We start from the raw sequence: 21233 nt of genomic DNA, 5'->3' as shown, positions 1-21233 counted from the left end.
CTTGTTCAATGCGCCGGACGCTACACCATGGATATCGCTGAGGGAAGCACCCGCACCCGTCAGCCGGGGGCAAAGCTGAGGGAAACCCGACCAAAGCTGCCAAAATCGGCATCGAACCGGCTGCCCGGCGGTGCCTCGACCGGGCGAACGAACGAACCCGACAGCACCACCTCACCCGCCGACAAGCCTTGCCCATACTGCGCGAGTCGCCGCACCAGCCAGACGACCCCTGTTGCCGGGTCGTCGAGCACCCCGGCACCAAGGCCGGTTTCCTCGACCACGCCGTCGCGTTTCAGGATCGCCCCGGCCCAGCGCAGATCGGTGGCGCGCGGGTCGTGGCGCTGGGCACCCAGCACGATGCCCGCATTCGCGGCATTGTCGGCGATGGTGTCCGTCACCTTGCGCAGCGCCCCGGTCTCGGGGTCGGCGCGCAGGATGCGGGTGTCCAGAATTTCCAGCGCCGGGGCGACAGAGCCGGTCGCCGCCAGCACCTGCTCGCGCGTCACATCGGCCCCGGCCAGCGGCGCATGCAGGATGAACGCGATCTCGGCCTCGATCCTTGGCTGGATGAAGCGGCCCTTGGGCACCTCGGCCCCGTCGGCAAAGAGCATGTCATCGAACAGCACGCCCGAATCCGGCGTGTCGATCTTCAGCGCGTCCTGCATGGCGCGGCTGGTCAGGCCGATTTTCCAGCCGATGACCCGGCGCCCGGCGGCGCGTTTGTGCTTCACCAGCGCGGCCTGCACGGCATAGGCATCATCCAGCCCCATGCCCGGATGCGCGCGCGAGAGCAGGCCGATCTGAGATCCGCTGCGCTCGGCGTCGAACAACGCCGCAGCGGCGGCTTTGTGCTGGTCCGGCGTCATTCGTCCACCACCCCATTGCGCAGCGTGCCGATCCCCTCGACCTCGACCTCGACCACATCGCCGGGCACCAGATACTTCGGCGGATCGAACCGCGCGCCTGCGCCGGTCGGCGTGCCGGTGACGATCATGTCGCCGGGCATCAGCGTGGTGAAGGTGCTGATATAGGCGATCTCCTCGCGGACCCCGAACATCATCCGCGCCAGAACATCATCCTGCCTGACCTCGCCATTCACCCGGGTGACTATCCGCGCCTCGTCCAGCTGCGCGGCGTCGTCAAACGCCACCATCCACGGTCCGATCGCCCCCGAGGCATCCCAGTTCTTGCCCTGCGTCACGTTGAATTTCGCGTGCCGCACCCAATCGCGGATCGTGCCCTCATTACACAGGCTCAGGCCCGCGATGTGGTCATAGGCATCCGACGCGGCAATCCGCCGCCCGCCCTTGCCGATCACCACCACGACCTCACCCTCGTAATCCAGCGTGTGGTTCTCCGGCGGGCGCACCAGGGGCCGCCCGTGCCCGGTAAAACTGCGCGCAAAGCGCGGGAACAGCGACATGTATTGGGGCTGCGCACTGCCGTCCTTGTACTCGGCATTGCGGTCGGGGAAATTCACGCCGACACACAGGATCTTCTCGGCGTCCGGCACCGGGATCTCCCAGTCGAACGAGCCGTTCGCATGCGTCGCCGCACGCCCCTCGGCCGCGGCGGCCAACGCGCCCAACCCGCCCGCCGCGATCACATCGCGCAGCGTGCGCCATTGCGTAAACTCGCCCGACAGCGCGACAACGCCGCCCTCGACCACCACCCCATACAGCTGCTGGCCCTCAGCCCGGATCGTCGCAAAACGCGTTCTTGTCATCATCTGTCCTCAAATATCCACGGGGGGTGTCCAGAGGGGGAGCGTGCTCCCCCTCTGGCGAGGGGGCGCGGGGGGCGAGCAGCCCCCCGCCTTCCCCCGTCACGGGGCAATGATCGGCTGCGCTTTCAACTCGGACGCAACCAGCGCAGCCCCCTCGAAAACCGACCCTTCCTCGAACCACGAGCGCGGCGCGGGCGCGCCCCACAGCGTCTGGCGCTGCGGGTCTTTCAGATCCCATCTGATCGGCTCCAGATCGGGATCGACCGTCTGGTAATCCGAGCAATAGATCTCGATCCGGTGCCCGTCAGGGTCGCGGACATAGAGGAAAAACGCGTTCGAGATCCCGTGCCGCCCCGGCCCGCGCTCGATATTGGCCAGGTAGCCAGTGGTCGACATCAGATCGAGCAGGTCGATGATGTTCAGCGGCGTCGGCACCCAGAAGGCCGTGTGATGCAGGCGCGGGCCGGTGCCGTTGGTAAAGGCCACGTCATGCACGCCGCCCTTGCGGTGCATCCACGCGGCCCAGACTTTCCCGCTCTCGCTGTCCTCGGTGTATTCCGTCACCCGGAAGCCGATCGCATTGTAGAACGCGACCGAGGCATCCACATCCGACGCGAACATGTTGAAATGGTCGATGCGCAGCGGCTTAACGCCGTTGTAAAGCTTGTATTTCTGATGAATCGGCGGCAGCCGGTCCATGCGGCAATAGAATTCCAGCGGAATGCCGAAAGGATCGCGCGTGCGAAAGGCCCGGCCCATGAAGGGCCGCTCGACCCACGCGACCGGCAGGTCCTGACCGGCAAACCACGCCGCCGCCTTGTCCAGCTCATCCTCGTCGAACACCTTGAAGCCCAGCCCGCCGACCGACGCCTCGTCGGCCTTGAGCAATGCGATGCAATGATGCCCGCGCTCCTCCATCGCCCGCAGATAGATGATCGTGTCATCCTCATCCGTGACCTGCAGGCCCAGCGTATCGACGTAAAAGGCGCGCGAGGCGGCAAGATCGGTGACCCGGTATTCAACATGGCTGAGCCGGACGATGTTGAACGGCGGGTACAGGTTTGGCTGGGGTAGGGGCATCGCGGTTCCTCTCGGGCGAAAAACTAGGGGGGAGGCAAGGGCTTACGCCCCCAGCCGCTGGATCTTGTGCTGGCCCAGCGCAAAGGCGGTGTTCTTGGTTTCCATGTAGAAATCGAACGACCAGTCGCCGCCATCGCGGCCCACGCCGCTGGCCTTGACCCCGCCAAAAGGCGACGGCAGGTGGCGCACATTCTCGCTGTTGACCCAGATCATCCCGGCCTCGAGCGCGTCCGAAAAGCGCAGCGCGCGGGTCAGATCATTGGTCCACAGATAGCCGGTCAGCCCATAGGCCACACCATTGGCGATGCTCAGGGCCTCCGCCTCATCCTTGAAGGTGATCGAGGTCAGGAAGGGGCCGAACACCTCTTCCTGCGCGATGCGCATCTCGGGCGTGGCACCGGTGAACAGGGTCGGCGTGACGAACCAGCCTTCCTCGCCCAGCCGCTCCCCCGGCGCGGCAGACCGCGCCCTCATCCTTGCCGATGCCGACATAGGACATGACCTTGTCAAAATGGGTCTTGTGGATCAGTGGCCCGACCTCGGTTGCCGGGTCCAGCGGATGCCCGACCTTGATGCGCTTGACGCGCGCGGCCAGCTTTTCGTGGAACTCCTCGGCAATCGACTCTTGCACCAGCAGCCGCGAGGACGAGGTGCAGCGCTCACCGTTCAGCGAGTAGATCATGAAGATCACCGCATCCAGCGCGCGTTCCAGATCGGCGTCCTCGAACACGATCACCGGGTTCTTGCCGCCCAGCTCGAAGTGCACGCGCTTGAGGGTGTCGGCACCCTGTTTCATGATCATCGAACCGGTTTTGGATTCGCCGACAAAGGCAATCGCCTTGATGTCGGGATGCTCGGTCAGCGCCTTGCCCGCGTCCTCGCCAAAGCCGTTGACCAGATTGAGCACCCCGTCCGGCAACCCGGCATCGCGGCAGATCTCGGCCAGCAGCCGCGCGGTCAGCGGGCTGAACTCGGCGGGCTTGTGCACCACCGTGCAACCCGAGGCCAGCGCCGGCGCGATCTTCCAGGTCGACAGCATGAACGGCGTGTTCCAGGGCGTGATGACGCCCACCGGCCCGATGGGATTGCGCGCGGTGATGTTCAGCTGACCGGGGGCCTGCAGCGTCTGGCCGTCACGGGCGCCGGGGGCGAGATCGGCGAAGTAGCGGAAATTCTCGGCGGCGCGCAGGGCGGCCTTGGACATGAAGCGCCACGCCTGACCGGTGTCCCAGCATTCGCACAGCGCAATCTCGTCGGCGCGGGCGACGATTGCGTCCGCGATCCGGTGCAACAGCGCCTTGCGCTCCTTGCCCGGCATCGCGGCCCAGGCGGGGAAGGCGGCTTTGGCGGCCTTGGCGGCCGTGTCCACATCCGCGGCGGTCGAGCGCGAAACGGAACAGATCAGCGAGTTGTCCACCGGCGAATGGGTGTCAAAGCTGCCCCCCGAGCCGGGCATATCCTGTCCGTTGATCAGATTGACGATCCCGGTGTCGCGGAACTGGGCAAGGTGGTTGTCGAGCTGGGCGAGGCGGGTGGCGAGATCGGTCATGCTTGCATGTCTCCGGGCAGGAAGCGGCGGATGGAGCTGGTCTTGGGGCTGAGCGCGGGGTCGATGTCGCGCATTTCCAGCGAGAGCATCAGCGAATTATGGGCAAGATCCCCGGCGCAGAACGCCTCGGCGGCGGCAAAGATCGCCTGCGTTGCGCGGGCCTTGTCCTCAGCGCTGCGACCGCCCCGCAGGCGGATGCCGATGTCGATGAAGGCATGGTCGGTCTGACCATCGGCGATCAGGACGTGATCGGCGGCGAAGGCGCGCACCCGGATACCGGCGGGGGAAGACGCCGGTTGCAACCGCCGCATCCCGCAACGCGCGCAGGAAGCCGGGCATATCCAGCCGCGCCTCCAGATTGCGCGAATAGTCGATCGAGATATGGGGCACGGTTCCTCCTCCGTTATTAATTGCTTTGTTAAGTGATTGTGCCGCCTCTGTCAAGCCCGTTGCAAAATGCTTGATTTGTGCAGCGCGATCCGCCAGAGCAGCGCCATGAGCAAGACGCCCCTGCGCCAAACCTCCCGTTCCCTGCCCATCGCGCTTTTGCGCGCGCGCGAAACCGTCATGGGGCCGGTGCGTGAAATGCTGTCGGCCAGCGGCGTGAACGAACAGAAATGGCGTGTGCTGCGCGTGCTCGACGAATCAGGGCCGCTTGATCAGAGCCTGCTGGCCGAAAAAGCCTGCCTGCAATTGCCGTCGCTGACGAGAATCCTGAAAGCGATGGAAGAGCAGGCGCTGGTCACCCGCGCGACCGATCCCGACGACCGGCGCCGTTCGATCGTCACCATTTCAGAGGTCGGTCGTCAGGTCATCGAAGACCACGCGGTCGCAAACCGCGCCTTGTTCCAACGGCTCGAAGCCGCTTACGGGCAAACACGGATGGAAACCTTGCTCGATCTGCTGGAAGAGCTCAACCGGACCGACCTCAAAGGTTAGGTCGGGGACGGGCGGCGCCCGACCCCATCGAGGGGTCGAGCGCCGCTCGGGGGCGCTGCCCCCGCCGGGCCGTTCCGGCCCGCCCCCGGGATATTGAGAGAGCAAAGAAAGCGCGGTTAACGAACCGTTAAGGCCGCATTTTCTGTCTGTAAATATCCTCGGGGGTGAATGGCGCGGAACGCGCCAGAGGGGGCAGAAAGCCCCCCTGATCGCACTCAATGAAGTACGCGCGGGCGTGCCCGCGCGCTCCGCCTGGTTCCTCAGGCGACGTTCTGCAAGGCGACGGCGGGTTTTACCCCCAGCGCATAGCAAACATCTCGGGTAAGGTGGGCGTGGTTCAGCGTGTAGAAATGCAGCGCGTCCACGCCCTCGCTCAGCAGACCATCGCACAGCTCTGTACACAGCGCCGTTGCCAGCAGTTGCTCGCGCCCGTCGCGTGCCGCCTTCTCGAACGCGTCGTCCATCCAGCCCGGCACCGTTGCCCCCGTCGCCTGCGCAAAACGGCGGATGCCGTGCCAGTTCTCGATCGGGATGATCCCCGGCAGGATCTTGTCGCCGTCGATCCCGGCCTTTTGCGCCTTGTCGCGAAAGCGCAGGAAGGTTTCGGCCTCGAAGAAGAACTGGGTGATCGCGCTATCCGCCCCTGCCTCGAACTTGCGTTTCAGCCAGGCGATATCCGCGTCGGCATCGCCAGACTCGGGGTGGCGTTCAGGATACGCCCCGACACGCAGGGTGAAATCCCCTTCATCCTTCAGCGCCGCAATCAGCTCCAGCGCGTTGGCGAACCCGTCCTCGCGAGGCCGGAACTTCCCCTGACCCTTCGGCGGATCGCCGCGCAGCGCGACGATCTCGCTGACCCCCGCCGCGGCATAGGCGCGCGCGATCTCCAGCGTTTCAGCCCGCGAGGCATCGACGCAGGTCAGATGCGCCGCCACATTCAGCCCGAACGAGCGCCCGATGGTGGTGACCGCCTCATGCGTCAACTGGCGCGTGGTGCCGCCCGCGCCATAGGTGACCGACACGAAGTCGGGGCGCAGCGGGGCCAGCATGCGTGTGGTCTCCCACAGCCGAAAGCTGGCATCCAGCGTTTTGGGCGGGAAGAACTCGAACGAAATGCGCGGTGCGGACATGGCAAACTCCTGTGTTGGCCTCTTGTCGCATGCGCCCCATTGTGAGACAAATTCATTGTTTTCATCATCTCCATGAGGTTGGGCGCATAATGCATCTGGAATTCCGGCACCTGCGCACGATCCGCGCGATCCATCAGGCGGGCGGCGTCGGGCGCGCAGCCGATATCCTCAATATCACCCAATCGGCGCTCAGCCATCAGCTCAAGGGGCTTGAAGAGCAGGCCGGGGTCGAGCTTTTTGTACGCCGTACCAAACCCTTGCGCCTGTCCGCCGCCGGGATGAAGATGCTGCGGCTGGCCGAAGAGGTGCTGCCGCGGATCGAGGCGCTGGAAGAAGAATTCCGCGCGCTGATCTCGGGCAAGTCGGGCCGCCTGCACATCGCCATCGAGTGCCACGCCTGTTTCGAGTGGCTGTTCCCGGTGCTCGAACGTTTCCGCCACGCCTTTCCCGATGTCGATGTCGACATCCGCCCCGGCCTTGCCTTCTCGGCATTGCCCGCTCTGGCGCGCGAGGAGGTGGATGTGGTGATCTCGTCCGACCCTGAGTCGCTGGACGGCGTCACCTTCACCCTCTCTTTGATTACGAGCCGCGTTTCATCGCAGCGTCCAGCCACCCGCTGGCGCAAAAACCCTTCGTCGTGGCCGAGGATTTCCGCGACGAGGTGCTGATCACCTATCCGATGGACCGCACGCGGCTGGACATCTTCACCGGCCTGCTCAACCCCGCGCGGGTCGAGCCGCGCCTCGTGCGCCCGGTCGAGCTGACGGCGGTGATCCTGCTGCTGGTCGCTTCGGGGCGGGGCGTGTCGGTGCTGCCCGATTGGGTGCTGCGCGAGGTCAAGCATTCGGCGGATTACGTGACGCTGCCGGTGACCGAGCACGGGTTGACCAAACGCCTCTACGCCGCCACCCGCGCCGATGAGGTGACCAAGCCCTATATGGCGCAATTCCTGCGGCTGGCGCGGACCGAGCCGGTCAAGCTGCAGAGGGGTTGAGCGATGCGGATCGTCATACTGACCGGCGCGGGGATCTCGGCGGAAAGCGGGCTGGGGACGTTTCGCGACAAGGACGGGCTGTGGACGCGCTATGATCTGAACGACGCCGCCACCCCCGAGGGCTTCGCGCGCAACCCGCAGCTGGTGACGGATTTCTACAACGCCCGGCGCGCCAATTGCGCCGCCGCAGACCCCAACGCGGCGCATCACGCGCTGGCGAGGCTGGAGGCGGCACTGCCCGGTGAGGTGATGATCGTCACGCAGAACGTCGATGATCTGCACCAGCGCGCCGGTTCGCAGGCGGTCATCCCGATGCACGGCGCGCTGATGTCGGCGCTTTGCACGGGCTGCGGGCATCGCTGGCCCGCGCCGGTGGCGATGGCGCTGAGCGACCTGTGCCCGGCCTGCGGCAAGGCCCGGACCCGGCCCGATGTCGTCTGGTTCGGCGAGATCCCCTATCACATGGACGCCATTGTCGACGCCGTCACCGACTGCGAGATTTTCGCCGCCATCGGCACGTCGGGGCAGGTCTATCCCGCCGCCGGTCTGGCGGCCGAGGCGCGCCGGGCGGGGGCACAGTGCGTTGAGCTCAATCTCGAGCGCTCCGAGATCTCACGCGCCTTCCATGAGCGCCATTTCGGTCCCGCGACCCTTGTCGTGCCCGCGTGGGTGGATAGGCTGCTGGCTCAATCCTGAGCGAGGAACCATCCATGCCCACCGTCCCCCTGCTGACCGACGCCGAGGCCAGCGCCCCGGCACGAGCCGTCTTCGACGACATCCGCGCCAAGCGTCAGACCGATTACGTCAACAATTTCTGGCGTGCGCTGGCGCATGACCCGGCGCAACTGTCGGCCACCTGGGAGCGTCTGCAACAGGTGATGGCCCCGGGTGCGTTGGACCCGCTGGTCAAAGAGCTGATCTATGTCGCGGTCAGCGTGGCGAACGGGTGCAGCTATTGCGTTCATTCCCACACGGCAGCGGCCAAGGCCAAGGGCATGACGCCAGAAATGCATGGCGAATTGCTGTCGGTCATCGCGATGGCCTCGCAAACCAACGCCCTCGCCACCGCCCTGCAAGTCCCCACCGATGACCGCTTTACCGCCTGAGGCACGATCATCTGTCCCTAAATATCCACGGGGGTTTCCAAAGGGGGAGCCTTGCGTCGCGGCCAATCGTCCACTGGACGATTGGCTTTTCGCTCCTCACCCCCTTTGGGCGGGGGCGCGGGGGCGGCAGCCCCCGCCACCGTCTCACACCGTCAGGATCGTGGAACCCGTCGTCTTGCGCGCTTCCAAGGCCCGGTGCGCGTCCTGCACCTGATCGAGCGGGAAGCGCTGGTCTATCTGGATCTTCACATCCCCCGCCAGAACCTTGCCAAACAACTGCCTGGCCATCGCCTGACAATCTTCATGCCTGGCAATATGCACGAACAGCGTCGGGCGGGTGATCTGCAGCGAGCCTTTGGCGGCCAGTTTGCCCAGATCGAAGGGCGGCACCGGGCCCGAGGCGTTGCCGAACGAGATCATCATACCCACCGGCCGCAGACAGTCGAGCGAGCCTTCAAAGGTCGAGGCGCCGATGGAATCCATCACCACATCCACGCCGCGCCCGTTGGTCAGCTCGCGCACGCGCGTGGCGAAGTCCTCGGTGGTGTAGTTGATCGCGTGGGTCGCGCCATGCTCCAGCGCCATCTGGCATTTCGCGTCCGACCCGGCGGTGGCGATCAGCGTGATGCCTTCGCTCTTTGCCCATTGGCAGGCGATCAGCCCGACGCCCCCGGCGGCCGCGTGGAAGAGCACGGTGTCCCCGGCTTTCAGCGGCACGGTGCGGTGGAAGAGGTATTGCACGGTCATGCCCTTGAGCATCATCGCCGCCCCTTCCTCGAACGAGATGCCGTCGGGCAGGGGGCAGACCTGGGCTGCGGGCATCACGCGGGCTTCTGTATAGGCACCCGGCGGCTGGCAGGCATAGGCGGCGCGGTCGCCGGGTTTGAGATGGGTCACGCCCTCGCCGACCGCCTCGACCACGCCCGCCGCTTCCATCCCGAGCGCATGCGGCAAGGCCATCTTGTAGAGGCCCGAGCGCTGGTAGCAGTCGATGAAATTGAGCCCGACGGCGTGGTGACGGATGCGGATCTCGCCCGGTCCCGGTTCGCCCACAGGGCGGTCGGTGACGGTCAGGACCTCGGGTCCGCCCTGCGTTTCGATGATGACGGTTTTGACCATGATGCTCTCCCTTTTGTGTGGGGAAGATGGTCCGGGTTGCCGCTGCTGGCAAGGGGGCAGGCCGGGGGCTGCCGCCCCCCGGACCCCCGCCCAGAGGAGGGGGCACGCCCCCTCCTCTGGACTCCTCCCGTGGATATTTAGAGACAGATGATGTCAGAGCGGCGCGCGTTTGAAGGTGCCGGTGGATTGGGCGATCAGGGTGCCGGCCTCATCGCGGGCTTCGCCTTCGACGAAGACGGTCTTGAAGCCGCCGCCCAAGATGCGGGCGGTGGCGGTGATTGTGCCCAGTGGCATGGGCGCGATGAAATTGACCGTCATCGAAAGGGTGGAGAAGGGGATCTTGCCCCCCTCGCCACGCTCCAGGCTGGCTGTCGCGCCCATGGCCGTGTCGAGCACGGTCGAGATCAGCCCGCCGTGCATGTTGCCGTGCCGGTTGGTGTGATCTTGCGTGACGTGCATCGACACCGTCGGGCGTTCGCCGCTGGTGTCGATGCGCAGGCCCAGCAGTCTTGCCGTGCCGGTGGCGTCATGCCAGGGACCGCTCATGCACTCAGGCGCATGAAGCGGGCGAGGTGCCAGTCCTCGTCGCCAAAGCGGTGATCGACCGCAATCAGGCGGCGCGAGATTGGCGCAAGCGCGTATTCCTCGGTCATGGCGATGCCGCCATGCATCTGGATCGCCTCTTCGGCGACCAGATGCGCCGTGCGGCCCACCAGGTTCTTGGTGGCGCTGACATGGCGGTCGCGGGTGGGACCATTGTCGTGCAAATGACCGGCGAGGTTGATCACCGCCGAGCGCGCCATCTCGATCTCGATCGCGACATCGGCCATGCGGTGTTGCAGCGCCTGAAAGCTGCCGATCGGGCGGCCGAACTGCGTGCGGGTGCGCAGGTAGTCCAGCGTCATCGCCTTGGCGGTTTCCATCGCGCCCAGAGCCTCGGCGCAGACCGCCAGCGTGGCGGCGGCGATGCGGGCGTCGAGCGTGTCGGCGCTGCCCAGTTTCTCGGCCTTCGCGCGGTCGAAGGTGATTTCGCTGATCGAGCCGCCCATCAGGGCGGGTGTGGTGTGCAGGGTCACGCCCGGATCGGCGGGATCGACGGCGAAGAGGCACGGTTTTGCCTCGTCCAGCGCGGTGACCAAGAGCAGGTCGCACCCTTCGGCGTTGGTGACAAAGCTTTTGCGCCCGCTGATCGTGCCGCCGTCCATGCTGGTGGTGATCGGCCCGGTGTCATAGCGCAGCCCCGGCTCGGCATAGGCCAGTGCCGGTTTCAGCGCGCCGCTGATCACCGCCTCGACCCGCTCAGCCTGGCCGCAATCGGCCAGCAAGCCGCCTGCCAGACCCGCCTCGATCACCGGGGCGTTGGCCCCTGCACGGCCCAGTTCCTCGAACACCACGGCGATGTCGAAGCCGTTGCCGCCAAAGCCGCCCTCGTCCTCGGTGAACAACGCGCCCAGCACGCCCAGATCTGCCAGTGCTGCCCAGTCAGCCCCGCGCGTCAGCGTGCGGCGCAGCGAATCGGCGAGCATCACGCGCTCTTCGGTATGTTTGAAATCCATGGTCGTTTTCCTCAGAGCCCGAGAATTGCTTTGGTGATGATCCCGCGCTGCACCTCGTTCGAGCCGCCATAGATCGAGATCTTGCGGTTGTTGAGATACGTGTTCGTGGTGCGGGCGGCGTATTCAGGCCCCGGGTGGTAGAGGTTGGTGTCGTCCAGCCCCTCGGCCACGAAAGGCTGCGCCCAAGGGCCAATTGCCCGGCGGGCCAGATCGTTGATCTGCTGGCGCAGGATCGAGCCCTTGACCTTGAGCATCGAGCTTTCCGCCCCCGGTGCCTTGCCGCCATCCGCCGCTGCAACAACGCGCAGGTTGGTGGTGGCCATGGCCATCAGGTCGATCTCGATCCGGGCAAGGCGCGCGGCAAAGAGCGGGTCTTCGATCAGCGGGCGACCGTTTTGCAGCTCGCTATGCGCCATGCGCTTGAGCGCCTGCAGCCCGGCGTTGGCAAAGCCGACGCCCGCGATGCCGGTCCGCTCATGCGTGAGCAGGTATTTGGCATAGGTCCAGCCCTTGTTCTCTTCACCGACCAGATTCTCGACCGGGACTTTCACGTCGGTGAACCAGACCTCGTTCACCTCATGCACGCCGTCGATCAGGATGATCGGGCGGACCTCGATGCCGGGGGTGTCCATGTCGATCAACAGGAAGCTGATACCCTGCTGGGCCTTGGCATCGGGATCGGTGCGGACCAGACAGAAGATCCTGTTGGCGAACTGACCCAGCGTGGTCCAGGTCTTCTGGCCGTTGACGATATAATGGTCGCCGTCGCGCACGGCGCGGGTCTTGAGCGAGGCCAGATCCGAGCCGGCACCGGGTTCGGAATAGCCCTGACACCACCAGTCCTCACCCGACAGGATGCGCGGCAGGTAATAGTCCTGCTGCGCTTTCGAGCCGAAGGCCTGCAACACCGGGGCCAGCATCGCCACGCCGAAGGGGACAATGCGCGGCGCGTGGGCGAGGGCGCATTCTTCTTCGAAGATGTGCTTTTGCACAGCGCTCCATTCCTGACCGCCAAAGGCCTTGGGCCAGGCACCTGCCAGCCAACCCTTTTCGTTGAGCCGCCCGTGCCACAGGTCGTATTCGGCTTTGGTCAGGGACTCGCCGTCGCCAACGTGACCGGCGATTTCAGCGGGCAGTTGGTCACGCAGAAAGTCGCGGACTTCCTCGCGAAAAGCGGTGTCTTCCGGGGTGTAGTTCAGGTCCATCGTCTTCGTCCCTCAAAGATTTCAAACAGGCCGGCCGCACCCGCGCCGCCGCCGATGCACATGGTCACCACGCCCCATTTCGCGCCCCGGCGCTTGCCTTCCAGCAGCACATGGCCTGCCATCCGCGCGCCAGACATGCCGTAAGGGTGGCCGATGGCGATGGAGCCGCCGTTGACGTTGAACTTCTCGGGGTCGATGCCCAGCTGATCGCGGCAATAGAGCGCCTGACTGGCGAAGGCCTCGTTCAATTCCCACAGGTCGATGTCATCGACGATGAGGCCCGCGCGGTCCAAAAGGCGCGGCACGGCATAGATCGGGCCGATGCCCATCTCGTCAGGCTCGCAGCCCGCGACGGCAAAGCCGCGGAACGCGCCCAGCGGCTCCAGCCCCATCTGCGCCGCGTCCCCGGCATCCATCAGCACCAGCGAGGCCGCGCCGTCCGACAGCTGCGAGGCATTGCCTGCGGTGACGAAGTTCCCCTCGCCGCGCACCGGGGCGAGCGAGGCCAGCCCTTCAAGCGTGGTCGAAGGGCGGTTGCATTCGTCCTGCCGCAGCGTGACGGCCTTCTCGCTGATCTCACCCGTCGCCTTGTCCTGAACGCCCATCATCACGTCCATCGGCACGATCTCATGATCGAAGATCCCGTTCGCCTGCGCCGCTGCGATGCGCTGTTGCGAGCGCAGGGCGTACTCGTCCTGTGCCTCGCGGCTGACGCCATAGCGCTGGGCGACGATATCGGCGGTGTCGATCATCGGCAGGTACAGTTCGGGTTTGTTGGCCAGAATCCACGGCTCGGGCGTGTTGCGCGGCGAGGGTTGGTTCAGGCTGATGCTTTCCACCCCGCCGACCAGCATGGCCCGCGCGCTGTCTTGCGTGATCATTTGCGCGCCCATGGCGATGGCTTGCAGACCGCTGGCGCAAAAACGGTTCACCGTGGTGCCCGCCACACTGACCGGCAGACCGGCGCGGATGACCACCTGACGGCCCATGTTGTTGCCGGTGACGTTTTCGGGGATGGCGCAGCCCCAGATCGAATCCTCGATCAGCGCCGGGTCGATCCCCGCCCGCTCGACAGCGTGGCGCGCGGCATGGGCGGCGATGGTGACGCCATGGGTCTTGTTGAACGCGCCGCGGTAAGCTTTGCCGATGGCAGTGCGGGCGGTCGAAACGATGACAGCTTCTCTCATGGCGGGTTCCTTCAGTTCAGGCTGTTGAAATCGCGACCCTCGGCCACGAGCGTTTTGAGCAGATCGGCGGGCTGCCAGAAGAACGCGTCGTCCTTGGCGGCGGCCTCGATCGTGGCCAGCACCTTGGCCAGCCCGATGTGATCGGCGTAATGCATCGGGCCGCCCCGGAAGCGCGGGAAGCCGTAGCCATAAAGCTTGGTCACATCCACATCGAGCGGACGCAGGGCGATGCCCTCGCTGACCACTTTCGCGCCTTCGTTGATCATCGCAGCCATGTAGCGCTCGACGATCTCTTCGTCGGTAAAGTCGCGGGCGTTGATGCCCTTGGCCTTGCGCTCGGCGGCGATGATGTCCTCGACCTCGGGGTCGGGGCGGCCCTTGGGCGAGGCGTCGTCATAGATGTAATGGCCATGTCCGGTTTTGCGACCCAGACGGCCCATCTCATAGAGCTTGTCGCCCCAGTCGCCCCAGCGCTCGCCTTTCTGGCGGGTGGGCAGCAGCCGTTTGCGGGTCAGGTAGCCGATGTCGATGCCCGCCAGATCGGCCACCGCATACGGCCCCATCGCAAAGCCGAAATCGACCAGTGCCTTGTCCACCTGAAACGGCGAGGCGCCTTCCAGCACCATGATATCCGCCGCCGTGCGGTAGGTTTTCAGGATACGGTTGCCGATGAACCCGTCGCACACCCCGGCGCGCACCGGCACCTTTTTGAGCGCCTTGGCCAGCGCGAAGCCGGTGGCGACCACCTCGGGCGCGGTCTTGGCGGCGACGACAATTTCCAGCAGCCGCATCACATGCGCCGGTGAGAAAAAGTGCAGCCCGATCACATCCTGCGGGCGGCTGGTCATGGCGGCGATTTCGTCCACGTCCAGATAGCTGGTGTTCGAGGCCAGCACCGCACCCGGCTTGGCCACGGCGTCAAGCTTGGTGAACACGTCTTTCTTGACGTCCATCGATTCGAACACCGCTTCAATGATCACATCGGCCGTTGACAGGGCCTCGTAATCATCCGTCGTCACCAGCTTGTCGGCCAAGAGCTGATCGCGGCCCCCGGCGCTGAGCTTGCCGCGCTTGACGCTGTCGGCCAGCGTGCGGGCGATGCCGGTATGGGCTTTCTCGACCGCCTCGCCGTCGCGCTCGATCAGCGTGACGTGCAGACCGTTGAGCAGGCAGCTGACCGCGATCCCGCCGCCCATCGTGCCGCCACCGATCACGCCGACATGGCGGATGGTGCGCGGGGTGACGCCCTTCAGTTCGGGCAGTTGGGCGGTTTTGCGTTCGGAAAAGAACGCGTGGATCATCGCCTTGCGCTGCGGGGTGGCCATCATGTCGAGGAACACACCGCGTTCCATCAGCATCGCTTCATCGAACGGTTTGTCGGCTCCGGCGACAGCGACGTCGATGGCGCGCAGATGGCAGATATGGCCGGGATTGGCGCGCGCGACCTTCTTTTTCAGCGCGGCGAGCGAGTCGGCATCGGTCGGCGGCACCGACATTTCCGACAGGCGGCGCACCGGCAACCCCTCGGCCAGCACTTTGCGGGCGAATTCCATGCCTGCCTCGAACGGATCAGCGTTCGACAGCTCGTCCGCGATACCCAGCGCAAACGCATCCTCGGCGCTGACCTGCCGGGCCGAGGTGAAGATATCCGCCGCCGAGACAATGCCGACCAGACGCGGCAGGCGCTGGGTGCCGCCCGCGCCGGGGATCAGGCCCAGATTGACCTCGGGCAGACCGACCTTCGCGCCGCGCAGCATGACCCGGTAATGGCAGCCCAGCGCCACCTCGAACCCGCCGCCCAGCGCCGTGCCGTGGATCACGCAGACCACAGGCTTTTCCAGCGACTCCAGCGCCATGATCGCGTCGGGCAGGTAGGGCTCGGTGGGCGTCTTGCCGAATTCGGTAATGTCCGCGCCGGCGATGAAGGTCCGCCCCTCGGCCATCAGCACGGCAACCTTTTCAGGACCCTTGGCAAAGGTCGCGGCGGCCTCGACCAGACCGGCGCGCACCGCAAGGCTCGAGGCGTTGACCGGCGGGTTGTCGATGCGGATCACAGCGATCTCGCCGTGGGATTCATAGCGGACAGGATTGGTCATGACGGGTCCTCTCAGGTCTGTCGGACAGCCGCACCCGGACCGGGCGTGGCAAATAGCGCGCCGCCAATACGGCGGCAGGTGGTGGCGATATCCTCGCCGATGGCGTGGCGTGCGGTGGCGTCGATTTGCCCGGCCAATGTAATGGAAGACACGCCGTAGCGGGCGGTTCCGTGTGCATCGGTCACAATCGAGCCAACGACATCCACGCCGATGTAGAGCTCTCCCAGATCGACAGCGTAGCCCAAGCGCGCCGCTTCGGCCACGGAATCGGCATAGGAGTCGAAGCTGGGCGGCAATTGCCAGCGCAAGGCGGCGAAGGGCGCGCGCAGCGCGTCGCGCGTCAGGCCGCGATGCGCGGCCAGCGCGCGGCCCACGCCGCCGGAATAGGCGGGCAGGCGTTTGCCCATCGGCAGGTCGACACGGGTGGCGGCGGGGTCATAGGCGCGTTCGATCAGCACGATGCGGTCGTCGCCGGTGATGTGCCAAAGGCACATCAGCGCGCTGTGCTGCAAGGACAGGCGTTCCAGCTCGGGCCGGATCATGTCAGCGGGGTTGGCCCCCAGGACGCCGACCGCCAGCTCGACCAGACCCAGGCCGGGGCGATAGGTCTTGTCGCGCTCGTCGAAAACCAGCAGCCCCTCGGCCACCAGCGTGCGCAGAAGATTGAAACAGGTCGAGCCATTCACCCCGGTCGCGCGCGCGATGACACTGACACCTTCGGGCCGTCCACGCGCAGAAAGATAGCGCAGGATGCTCAGCGCGTGGACCAAGGCGCCCACGGGTCGGGTCTGGGTGATTTCGTCGGTCACCAGCGGCTATTCTCTCACAGGAATGGCATTCCGTATGCAGAATATCCCTAGCCAGCAGAGTCCGGGCTGTCCAGCGTCATATTACACTGGACCTTTGGTGACGTAGCGCTACGTACATGTGAACGACCGGCCCGACGGCCGGGATGCCAGGGGGAGGCACCGTGCCGGACGACATCATAGGCTCTTTGTTGCAACGCACCGCAACGCAAGACCGCTCTGCCTTTCAGCAACTCTATTCCGAGACCGCGCCGAAACTTTCCGGCGTGCTGTTCCGTATCCTCGGCAATAGAACCGAGGTAGATGACGCCATGCAGGAAGTTTATATCCGCGTCTGGCAACGCGCAGCGCAGTACCGGCCAGACCGGGGGCAGGGGATCAGCTGGCTGATCGCCGTGACCCGCAACCACGCGTTGGACCGGCTGCGCGCCCGCCCCGAACGGGCGGGGATGCGGCAAGAGGTGGCGCGCGATGAAGACGGGCAAGACCCGCTCGATCGCATCGCCGACCCCACCGCCGGGGCCGAGGCCGGGCTGGTGGCCAAGGGCGAGGCGCGACGCGTCGTCAATTGCTTTGACGAATTGGAAGAAGACCGTGCAGCCGCTGTCAAAGGCGCTTATGTTCAGGGCCTGTCGTATCAGGATCTGGCCGAGCGTCACGGCGTTCCCCTGAACACGATGCGGACCTGGCTGCGCCGGGGCCTGCTGCGGCTGCGGGAGTGCATGGACAGATGAGCGATACAGTTGACGCAGGCGCCTGGCCGCCCGAAGATCACGACGACCTCACCGCCGCCGAATACGTGCTGGGCGTGCTGCCGCATCGCGAACGTCAGGCCGCCCAAGAGCGGGCTGAACTGGATGGCGGTTTCTCGCGCCGGGTCTCGCAGTGGGAGGGTCGGCTGGCCGTTCTGAATGCCGCCTACGAAGACGGGCCGGTGAATGCCGCCGTCTATCCGCGCATCGAATCCGATCTGTTCGGCGCGCCACAGGCTGCCGCTGCACCCGCGCGCCGTGTCCCGGCGTGGCGCATGTGGCTGTCGGGCGGCGTTGTCGCCGCGACCGTGGTTCTGGCTGCCGTCTTCTGGCCGCAGGCCGAGCCGCCGCTCAGCGCTCAGCTGACCGGGGAAGCCGTCGCCTTCAACGCCAGCTTCGACGGCGCTGTCCTGCAGATCGCGCGGGCAGGCGATGCGGCTGACGAGGGCCATGATTATGAGCTCTGGGCGATCGGTGCCGACGGCGTGCCGCGCTCGCTGGGCCTGCTGCGCGGCGAAACCGCGCAGATTGCCGCAAGCGATCTGGAACCGGGCGTGACGCTGGCGGTCAGTCTTGAGCCCTTGGGCGGTGCGCCGGACGGGTCGCCGACCGGGCCGGTGCTGGCAGCCGCAGCGCTGGCGGTCAACTGAGCCAAGGCGGTGTGACTTGGGAAACGGCGTCGGGAAACCGGCGCCGTTTCGCGTTGTGACGGAGGACGGAAGGTGCGGTGAAACCGCACCCTACGGGCGCTCCACGCGCTGCCCTTGAAGCCTCCGTAAGGTGCGGTTTCACCGCACCCTTGCAGGCCTCCTGCCTCTCACGCGACCGTGATCGCCAAAAATCGCCGCGCTGAAACTTGCGCATGAACCCTCCCGTTTCTGGAGCATGGGCCACACAGCCCGACCAACAGATCCAACGGGAGAACAACCATGAAAACCATCCTCGCCGCCGCTGCCCTTGCCGCCACTGCGCTGGGCTCGACCGTCGCCTTCGCCGCCAACCCCACTGTCGGCGGTGCCGCGATGTTCGAGAACCGCAACATCGTCGAGAACGCGGTGAACTCGGCCGACCACACCACGCTGGTTGCTGCCGTGCAGGCCGCCGGTCTGGTCGAAACGCTGCAGGGTGAGGGTCCGTTTACCGTCTTCGCCCCCACCAACGACGCCTTCGCGATGCTGCCCGCTGGCACCGTCGAGGATCTGCTCAAGCCCGAGAATCTGGGGACCCTGCAGACCATCCTGACCTGTCACGTCGTGCCGACCCGCGCGCTGTGGGGTGACATCAACGGCATGATCCGCGCCGATGGTGGCAGCCATGTGATCACCACCGTCGGTGGCTGCGAATTCACCGCGACCAACCGCAATGGCGTGATCACCATCGAAGACGGCCGGGGCACGCTGGCCCATGTGACCATCGCCGATGTGATGCAGTCCAATGGCGTGATCCACGTCATCGACCACGTGCTTCTGCCCGCCATGTAAACGACCCGGCGGAAGCTTCACGGCCCTGTGAACAAAGAAAAAACCAGAGCCTGAAACTTCCGCCCCCAGCCTTCCGTTCTTAACCCATAGGCCACCGAGCCTGATGACCACTAACAGGAGATCTACGATGAAAACCCTTTTTGCCGCTGCTGCCGTTGCGATGACCGCCCTGGGCTCGAGTGTTGCTTTCGCCGAAAACCCGATGGTGGGCGGCGCCGAGATGTTCGCTGACCGCAACATCGTCGAGAATGCCGTGAACTCGGCTGACCACACCACGCTGGTTGCCGCCGTGCAGGCCGCTGGTCTGGTTGACACGCTGTCGGGTGAAGGCCCGTTCACCGTGTTCGCGCCGACCAACGACGCTTTCGCGATGCTGCCCGAGGGCACCGTCGACTCGCTTCTGCTGCCGGCCAACCTGAGCCAGCTGCAGCAGATCCTGACCTGCCACGTTGTCTCGGGTGACGTCATGAGCGGTGCGATCCGCTCGATGATCGAAAGCGACGGTGGTAGCCATCCGTTCACCACGGTCGGCGGCTGTACCTTCACGCTGATCATGGACCCCAACAACACGATCCAGATCCGTGACGGCATGGGCAACATTGCCAACGTGACGATTGCCGACGTCGAGCAGTCGAACGGCGTGATCCACGTGATCGACCACGTCCTGATGCCGCAGATGTAAGCGGCCAGGGATACCCCGAAAGGGTTGGCTGCCTGTCCCCCAATCACAGGTGGTCAATCCCCGGCCCCGGCGCTCTGCGCCGGGGTTTTTTCATGCCCCGCAGCCCCGGCGCTCTGCGCCGGGGTTCTTTCATACCCAGCAGCCCCGGTGCCGGGCGCCGGGGGGGTATCATCGCTGAAAGGGAAAGATGGTGGGTAATGACGGGCTCGAACCGCCGACATTCTCGGTGTAAACGAGACGCTCTACCAACTGAGCTAATCACCCGCGCGGCTCTCTTAGCGCAAGGCGGGTGGGTATCGCAAGACGTGTCGTTGTTAAGTCTGCGTTAACCAATGTCGTGCGACAGTGCCGCTATGCGTCTTGCCCTCGCCCTTGTTGCCCTTCTGGCCGCCTGCGCCTCGCCTGACCGGGCGTTCTGGGGCAGTGAAGAACAGCGCGTCACCATCGACGGGCGCGTCTATGCGGTCTTTGTCCGGAGCTCTGCGGGCGAATCGCATCCGCGCGTGCAGGTGATCCGCCTGGGCTATGCCCGTCGCCCCGAACATCCGGCGATCCTGATCGCCATGCGGCAGGCGGCGCAACAGGTCAGCGGCTGCCCGCTGATCGAAGGCAGCGCCGAAGGGGACAGTGGCGTGATGACCGCGCGGCTGGCCTGCGATGCGGCAGGCTGAGCGCCACGTTCCTGCAGAAACCTGCCGTCAGTTTGCGCGAGATCAAGGAAACCTGCGACTCGCGCACCTATTGTGCTGATTGAACGAGGTCAGGGAACAGGAAAATGCTCAGATTGATGATGCTCATCTACTCGATTGCGGGTGCCACCATGGCCGGGATCGGCGTCATCGTCGCAGTTACCCTGAATCTCTATGATTTCCAGTCGATCATCATCGCGGCAGCGCTGGGCGCCGTCCTGGCCCTGCCCGTGTCCTGGCTGGTCGCCAGGAAGCTCGAAGGGATCTGAGCGAACACCGGAACAGTGCGGCTGCGCCAACCACCCGGCCGTGCTCGGCGCCGGGGACCTGAGGAGGGGCCCCGGCGTTTCTATTTGCCACCACCCAGAAATACCCGCAACGACGCTTCGAAATCGCGCGGTTTCTCGGCATGCAGCCAATGGCCGGCACCGGGAAGCTTGGCCATCCGCGCCTGCGGGAACAGCGCGCGGATCAGCGGGCGGGCCTCGGCCTGCACATAGTCACTGTCGCCACCCGACAGGAAAAGCACCGGGCCTTCATAGGGTGTGGGGTTTTCCAGATCCGGCCATCCGGTGATCAGATCCATCTGCCGCTCCAGCGCGTCCAGATTGAGCCGCCAGCATGGCGGTTCGGCCTTCAGATCCAGCGACTGCAGCAAGAATGCCCGGACTGAGGGGGTGTCGATATCTGCGCTCAGCCGCGTGTCGGCCTCGGATCGGCTGTCCAGCCCGGTCAAATCCAGCGCCTTCATCGCGGCGATCAGGTGGTTCTGGCTGTGGCCGTAACTCACCGGTGCGATATCGGCCACAACCAGCCGGTTGACCAGCTCAGGCCGGGTCAGCGCCAGCAGCATCGCCGCTTTACCGCCCATCGAATGGCCTACCACGTCCATCGCGTGGCCCTCGGCCTCGATCGCCGCAGCCAGATCCCCGGCCATCGCAGCGTAGGTGTGGGTGTCGTCCCAGAAACTGCCCGCGTGGTTGCGCATGTCGACGGCGATGACCTCGCGGTCATTCGACATCCGCTTGGCGATCGCCCCCCAATTGCGGGCCGAGCCGAAAAGGCCGTGGACGATCAGCAGGGGCGGCAGATCGCCGGGTGTGCCAAAGCGGATCATATTCAGCAGGGGCATGGGC

General features: G+C 65.6%; 21 protein-coding genes, 1 tRNA gene and 3 pseudogenes. 10 read left to right on the top strand and 15 right to left on the bottom strand.

The window, feature by feature from the left end:
- Nucleotides 1-59: 59 nt before the first annotated feature.
- The 5 genes and pseudogenes from hpaH to OKW52_RS21425 all read right to left on the bottom strand — a co-directional run bounded on the left by hpaH (nucleotide 60) and on the right by OKW52_RS21425 (nucleotide 4694).
- Nucleotides 60-866 carry a 2-oxo-hept-4-ene-1,7-dioate hydratase gene (gene hpaH / locus OKW52_RS21445; protein ID WP_264507514.1) on the bottom strand — a complete coding sequence of 269 codons (807 nt, stop codon included), beginning with the start codon at nucleotides 864-866 and terminating at the stop codon, nucleotides 60-62.
- Nucleotides 863-1726 (bottom strand): fumarylacetoacetate hydrolase family protein, encoded by an 864-nt coding sequence (locus tag OKW52_RS21440; protein WP_264507513.1) that lies wholly within the window; start codon nucleotides 1724-1726, stop codon nucleotides 863-865. Before OKW52_RS21440 ends, hpaH begins: the two co-directional genes overlap by 4 nt.
- 99 nt (nucleotides 1727-1825) lie before the next feature.
- Nucleotides 1826-2806, bottom strand: a complete 981-nt coding sequence (gene hpaD / locus OKW52_RS21435) for a 3,4-dihydroxyphenylacetate 2,3-dioxygenase (protein WP_264507512.1) — start codon at nucleotides 2804-2806, stop codon at nucleotides 1826-1828.
- 42 nt (nucleotides 2807-2848) lie between these two features.
- Nucleotides 2849-4355, bottom strand: a pseudogene (gene hpaE, locus OKW52_RS21430) (5-carboxymethyl-2-hydroxymuconate semialdehyde dehydrogenase).
- Nucleotides 4352-4694 (bottom strand): annotated as a pseudogene (locus tag OKW52_RS21425) (5-carboxymethyl-2-hydroxymuconate Delta-isomerase). The pseudogenes hpaE and OKW52_RS21425 overlap by 4 nt, the downstream one beginning before the upstream one ends.
- A gap of 156 nt (nucleotides 4695-4850) precedes the next feature.
- Between OKW52_RS21425 and hpaR the strand changes: the two are divergent.
- Nucleotides 4851-5294 (top strand): homoprotocatechuate degradation operon regulator HpaR, encoded by a 444-nt coding sequence (hpaR, locus tag OKW52_RS21420; RefSeq protein ID WP_264507511.1) that lies wholly within the window; start codon nucleotides 4851-4853, stop codon nucleotides 5292-5294.
- A 260-nt stretch (nucleotides 5295-5554) separates the two neighbouring features.
- Here hpaR and metF read toward each other — a convergent pair whose 3' ends face one another.
- Nucleotides 5555-6424 (bottom strand): methylenetetrahydrofolate reductase [NAD(P)H], encoded by an 870-nt coding sequence (gene metF / locus OKW52_RS21415; RefSeq protein WP_264507510.1) that lies wholly within the window; start codon nucleotides 6422-6424, stop codon nucleotides 5555-5557.
- 89 nt (nucleotides 6425-6513) lie between these two features.
- Between metF and OKW52_RS21410 the strand changes: the two are divergent.
- The 3 genes and pseudogenes from OKW52_RS21410 (at nucleotide 6514) to OKW52_RS21400 (ending at nucleotide 8524) form a co-directional block, all read left to right on the top strand.
- Nucleotides 6514-7418 (top strand): annotated as a pseudogene (locus OKW52_RS21410) (LysR family transcriptional regulator).
- 3 nt (nucleotides 7419-7421) lie between these two features.
- Nucleotides 7422-8114 (top strand): NAD-dependent deacylase, encoded by a 693-nt coding sequence (locus tag OKW52_RS21405; RefSeq protein ID WP_264507509.1) that lies wholly within the window; start codon nucleotides 7422-7424, stop codon nucleotides 8112-8114.
- A 14-nt stretch (nucleotides 8115-8128) separates the two neighbouring features.
- Entirely contained in the window at nucleotides 8129-8524 is a 396-nt protein-coding gene (locus OKW52_RS21400; protein ID WP_264507508.1) for a carboxymuconolactone decarboxylase family protein, read from the top strand.
- A gap of 144 nt (nucleotides 8525-8668) precedes the next feature.
- Here the strand turns inward: OKW52_RS21400 and OKW52_RS21395 are convergent, their stop codons facing one another.
- The 7 genes from OKW52_RS21395 to OKW52_RS21365 form a co-directional block, all read right to left on the bottom strand.
- A complete protein-coding gene (locus OKW52_RS21395) occupies nucleotides 8669-9643 on the bottom strand; it encodes a quinone oxidoreductase family protein (RefSeq protein ID WP_264507507.1) in 975 nt (324 codons plus the stop codon).
- Nucleotides 9644-9796: 153 nt separating this feature from the next.
- Nucleotides 9797-10189 carry a PaaI family thioesterase gene (locus OKW52_RS21390; protein WP_264507506.1) on the bottom strand — a complete coding sequence of 131 codons (393 nt, stop codon included), beginning with the start codon at nucleotides 10187-10189 and terminating at the stop codon, nucleotides 9797-9799.
- Nucleotides 10186-11199 carry an acyl-CoA dehydrogenase family protein gene (locus OKW52_RS21385; protein WP_264507505.1) on the bottom strand — a complete coding sequence of 338 codons (1014 nt, stop codon included), beginning with the start codon at nucleotides 11197-11199 and terminating at the stop codon, nucleotides 10186-10188. The genes OKW52_RS21390 and OKW52_RS21385 overlap by 4 nt, the downstream gene beginning before the upstream one ends.
- A gap of 11 nt (nucleotides 11200-11210) precedes the next feature.
- Nucleotides 11211-12404 carry an acyl-CoA dehydrogenase family protein gene (locus OKW52_RS21380; protein ID WP_264507504.1) on the bottom strand — a complete coding sequence of 398 codons (1194 nt, stop codon included), beginning with the start codon at nucleotides 12402-12404 and terminating at the stop codon, nucleotides 11211-11213.
- Nucleotides 12395-13591: an acetyl-CoA C-acyltransferase gene (locus OKW52_RS21375; protein WP_264507503.1), complete on the bottom strand. Its 1197-nt coding sequence runs from the start codon at nucleotides 13589-13591 to the stop codon at nucleotides 12395-12397. Before OKW52_RS21375 ends, OKW52_RS21380 begins: the two co-directional genes overlap by 10 nt.
- Nucleotides 13592-13602: 11 nt before the next feature.
- The gene (locus OKW52_RS21370; protein WP_264507502.1) at nucleotides 13603-15687 is read right to left on the bottom strand and encodes a 3-hydroxyacyl-CoA dehydrogenase NAD-binding domain-containing protein; all 2085 of its coding nucleotides are present in this window, start codon (nucleotides 15685-15687) and stop codon (nucleotides 13603-13605) included.
- Nucleotides 15688-15698: 11 nt separating this feature from the next.
- The gene (locus tag OKW52_RS21365) at nucleotides 15699-16496 is read right to left on the bottom strand and encodes an IclR family transcriptional regulator (protein WP_264507501.1); all 798 of its coding nucleotides are present in this window, start codon (nucleotides 16494-16496) and stop codon (nucleotides 15699-15701) included.
- 161 nt (nucleotides 16497-16657) lie between these two features.
- Here OKW52_RS21365 and OKW52_RS21360 point away from each other — a divergent pair, with 161 nt between their 5' ends.
- The 4 genes from OKW52_RS21360 to OKW52_RS21345 all read left to right on the top strand — a co-directional run bounded on the left by OKW52_RS21360 (nucleotide 16658) and on the right by OKW52_RS21345 (nucleotide 19408).
- Nucleotides 16658-17227, top strand: coding sequence for a sigma-70 family RNA polymerase sigma factor (locus OKW52_RS21360; RefSeq protein WP_264507500.1), 570 nt, complete (start codon nucleotides 16658-16660; stop codon nucleotides 17225-17227).
- Complete coding sequence (locus OKW52_RS21355) at nucleotides 17224-17895, top strand: anti-sigma factor (protein WP_264507499.1); 672 nt, start codon at nucleotides 17224-17226, stop codon at nucleotides 17893-17895. Before OKW52_RS21360 ends, OKW52_RS21355 begins: the two co-directional genes overlap by 4 nt.
- Nucleotides 17896-18174: 279 nt before the next feature.
- Nucleotides 18175-18726 carry a fasciclin domain-containing protein gene (locus OKW52_RS21350; protein WP_264507498.1) on the top strand — a complete coding sequence of 184 codons (552 nt, stop codon included), beginning with the start codon at nucleotides 18175-18177 and terminating at the stop codon, nucleotides 18724-18726.
- A 127-nt stretch (nucleotides 18727-18853) separates the two neighbouring features.
- The gene (locus OKW52_RS21345; RefSeq protein ID WP_264507497.1) at nucleotides 18854-19408 is read left to right on the top strand and encodes a fasciclin domain-containing protein; all 555 of its coding nucleotides are present in this window, start codon (nucleotides 18854-18856) and stop codon (nucleotides 19406-19408) included.
- A gap of 188 nt (nucleotides 19409-19596) precedes the next feature.
- Here the strand turns inward: OKW52_RS21345 and OKW52_RS21340 are convergent.
- Nucleotides 19597-19672 (bottom strand) — tRNA-Val (locus tag OKW52_RS21340).
- An 89-nt stretch (nucleotides 19673-19761) separates the two neighbouring features.
- Here OKW52_RS21340 and OKW52_RS21335 point away from each other — a divergent pair.
- Both OKW52_RS21335 and OKW52_RS21330 read left to right on the top strand, forming a co-directional pair.
- Nucleotides 19762-20079 carry a hypothetical protein gene (locus OKW52_RS21335; protein ID WP_264507496.1) on the top strand — a complete coding sequence of 106 codons (318 nt, stop codon included), beginning with the start codon at nucleotides 19762-19764 and terminating at the stop codon, nucleotides 20077-20079.
- Nucleotides 20080-20183: 104 nt separating this feature from the next.
- Nucleotides 20184-20366 carry a hypothetical protein gene (locus OKW52_RS21330; protein ID WP_264507495.1) on the top strand — a complete coding sequence of 61 codons (183 nt, stop codon included), beginning with the start codon at nucleotides 20184-20186 and terminating at the stop codon, nucleotides 20364-20366.
- An 80-nt stretch (nucleotides 20367-20446) separates the two neighbouring features.
- Here the strand turns inward: OKW52_RS21330 and OKW52_RS21325 are convergent, their stop codons facing one another.
- Nucleotides 20447-21229 carry an alpha/beta fold hydrolase gene (locus OKW52_RS21325; protein ID WP_264507494.1) on the bottom strand — a complete coding sequence of 261 codons (783 nt, stop codon included), beginning with the start codon at nucleotides 21227-21229 and terminating at the stop codon, nucleotides 20447-20449.
- Nucleotides 21230-21233: the final 4 nt, after the last annotated feature.

The organism is Pararhodobacter zhoushanensis, from assembly GCF_025949695.1.
In the GTDB taxonomy this organism is placed as follows: Bacteria; Pseudomonadota; Alphaproteobacteria; order Rhodobacterales; family Rhodobacteraceae; genus Pararhodobacter; species Pararhodobacter zhoushanensis_A.
The sequence above is the reverse complement of the archived record's forward strand: the minus strand, read 5'-3'. Positions and strand labels throughout refer to the sequence as shown.

What these genes read in the sequence shown, in the direction of transcription:
- hpaH (WP_264507514.1), bottom strand. Translation starts at nt 866, where the DNA reads ATGACGCCGGACCAGCACAAAGCCGCCGCTGCGGCGTTGTTCGACGCC.
- OKW52_RS21440 (WP_264507513.1), bottom strand. Translation starts at nt 1,726, where the DNA reads ATGACAAGAACGCGTTTTGCGACGATCCGGGCTGAGGGCCAGCAGCTG.
- hpaD (WP_264507512.1), bottom strand. Translation starts at nt 2,806, where the DNA reads ATGCCCCTACCCCAGCCAAACCTGTACCCGCCGTTCAACATCGTCCGG.
- hpaR (WP_264507511.1), top strand. Translation starts at nt 4,851, where the DNA reads ATGAGCAAGACGCCCCTGCGCCAAACCTCCCGTTCCCTGCCCATCGCG.
- metF (WP_264507510.1), bottom strand. Translation starts at nt 6,424, where the DNA reads ATGTCCGCACCGCGCATTTCGTTCGAGTTCTTCCCGCCCAAAACGCTG.
- OKW52_RS21405 (WP_264507509.1), top strand. Translation starts at nt 7,422, where the DNA reads ATGCGGATCGTCATACTGACCGGCGCGGGGATCTCGGCGGAAAGCGGG.
- OKW52_RS21400 (WP_264507508.1), top strand. Translation starts at nt 8,129, where the DNA reads ATGCCCACCGTCCCCCTGCTGACCGACGCCGAGGCCAGCGCCCCGGCA.
- OKW52_RS21395 (WP_264507507.1), bottom strand. Translation starts at nt 9,643, where the DNA reads ATGGTCAAAACCGTCATCATCGAAACGCAGGGCGGACCCGAGGTCCTG.
- OKW52_RS21390 (WP_264507506.1), bottom strand. Translation starts at nt 10,189, where the DNA reads ATGAGCGGTCCCTGGCATGACGCCACCGGCACGGCAAGACTGCTGGGC.
- OKW52_RS21385 (WP_264507505.1), bottom strand. Translation starts at nt 11,199, where the DNA reads ATGGATTTCAAACATACCGAAGAGCGCGTGATGCTCGCCGATTCGCTG.
- OKW52_RS21380 (WP_264507504.1), bottom strand. Translation starts at nt 12,404, where the DNA reads ATGGACCTGAACTACACCCCGGAAGACACCGCTTTTCGCGAGGAAGTC.
- OKW52_RS21375 (WP_264507503.1), bottom strand. Translation starts at nt 13,591, where the DNA reads ATGAGAGAAGCTGTCATCGTTTCGACCGCCCGCACTGCCATCGGCAAA.
- OKW52_RS21370 (WP_264507502.1), bottom strand. Translation starts at nt 15,687, where the DNA reads ATGACCAATCCTGTCCGCTATGAATCCCACGGCGAGATCGCTGTGATC.
- OKW52_RS21355 (WP_264507499.1), top strand. Translation starts at nt 17,224, where the DNA reads ATGAGCGATACAGTTGACGCAGGCGCCTGGCCGCCCGAAGATCACGAC.
- OKW52_RS21350 (WP_264507498.1), top strand. Translation starts at nt 18,175, where the DNA reads ATGAAAACCATCCTCGCCGCCGCTGCCCTTGCCGCCACTGCGCTGGGC.
- OKW52_RS21345 (WP_264507497.1), top strand. Translation starts at nt 18,854, where the DNA reads ATGAAAACCCTTTTTGCCGCTGCTGCCGTTGCGATGACCGCCCTGGGC.
- OKW52_RS21335 (WP_264507496.1), top strand. Translation starts at nt 19,762, where the DNA reads ATGCGTCTTGCCCTCGCCCTTGTTGCCCTTCTGGCCGCCTGCGCCTCG.
- OKW52_RS21330 (WP_264507495.1), top strand. Translation starts at nt 20,184, where the DNA reads ATGCTCAGATTGATGATGCTCATCTACTCGATTGCGGGTGCCACCATG.
- OKW52_RS21325 (WP_264507494.1), bottom strand. Translation starts at nt 21,229, where the DNA reads ATGCCCCTGCTGAATATGATCCGCTTTGGCACACCCGGCGATCTGCCG.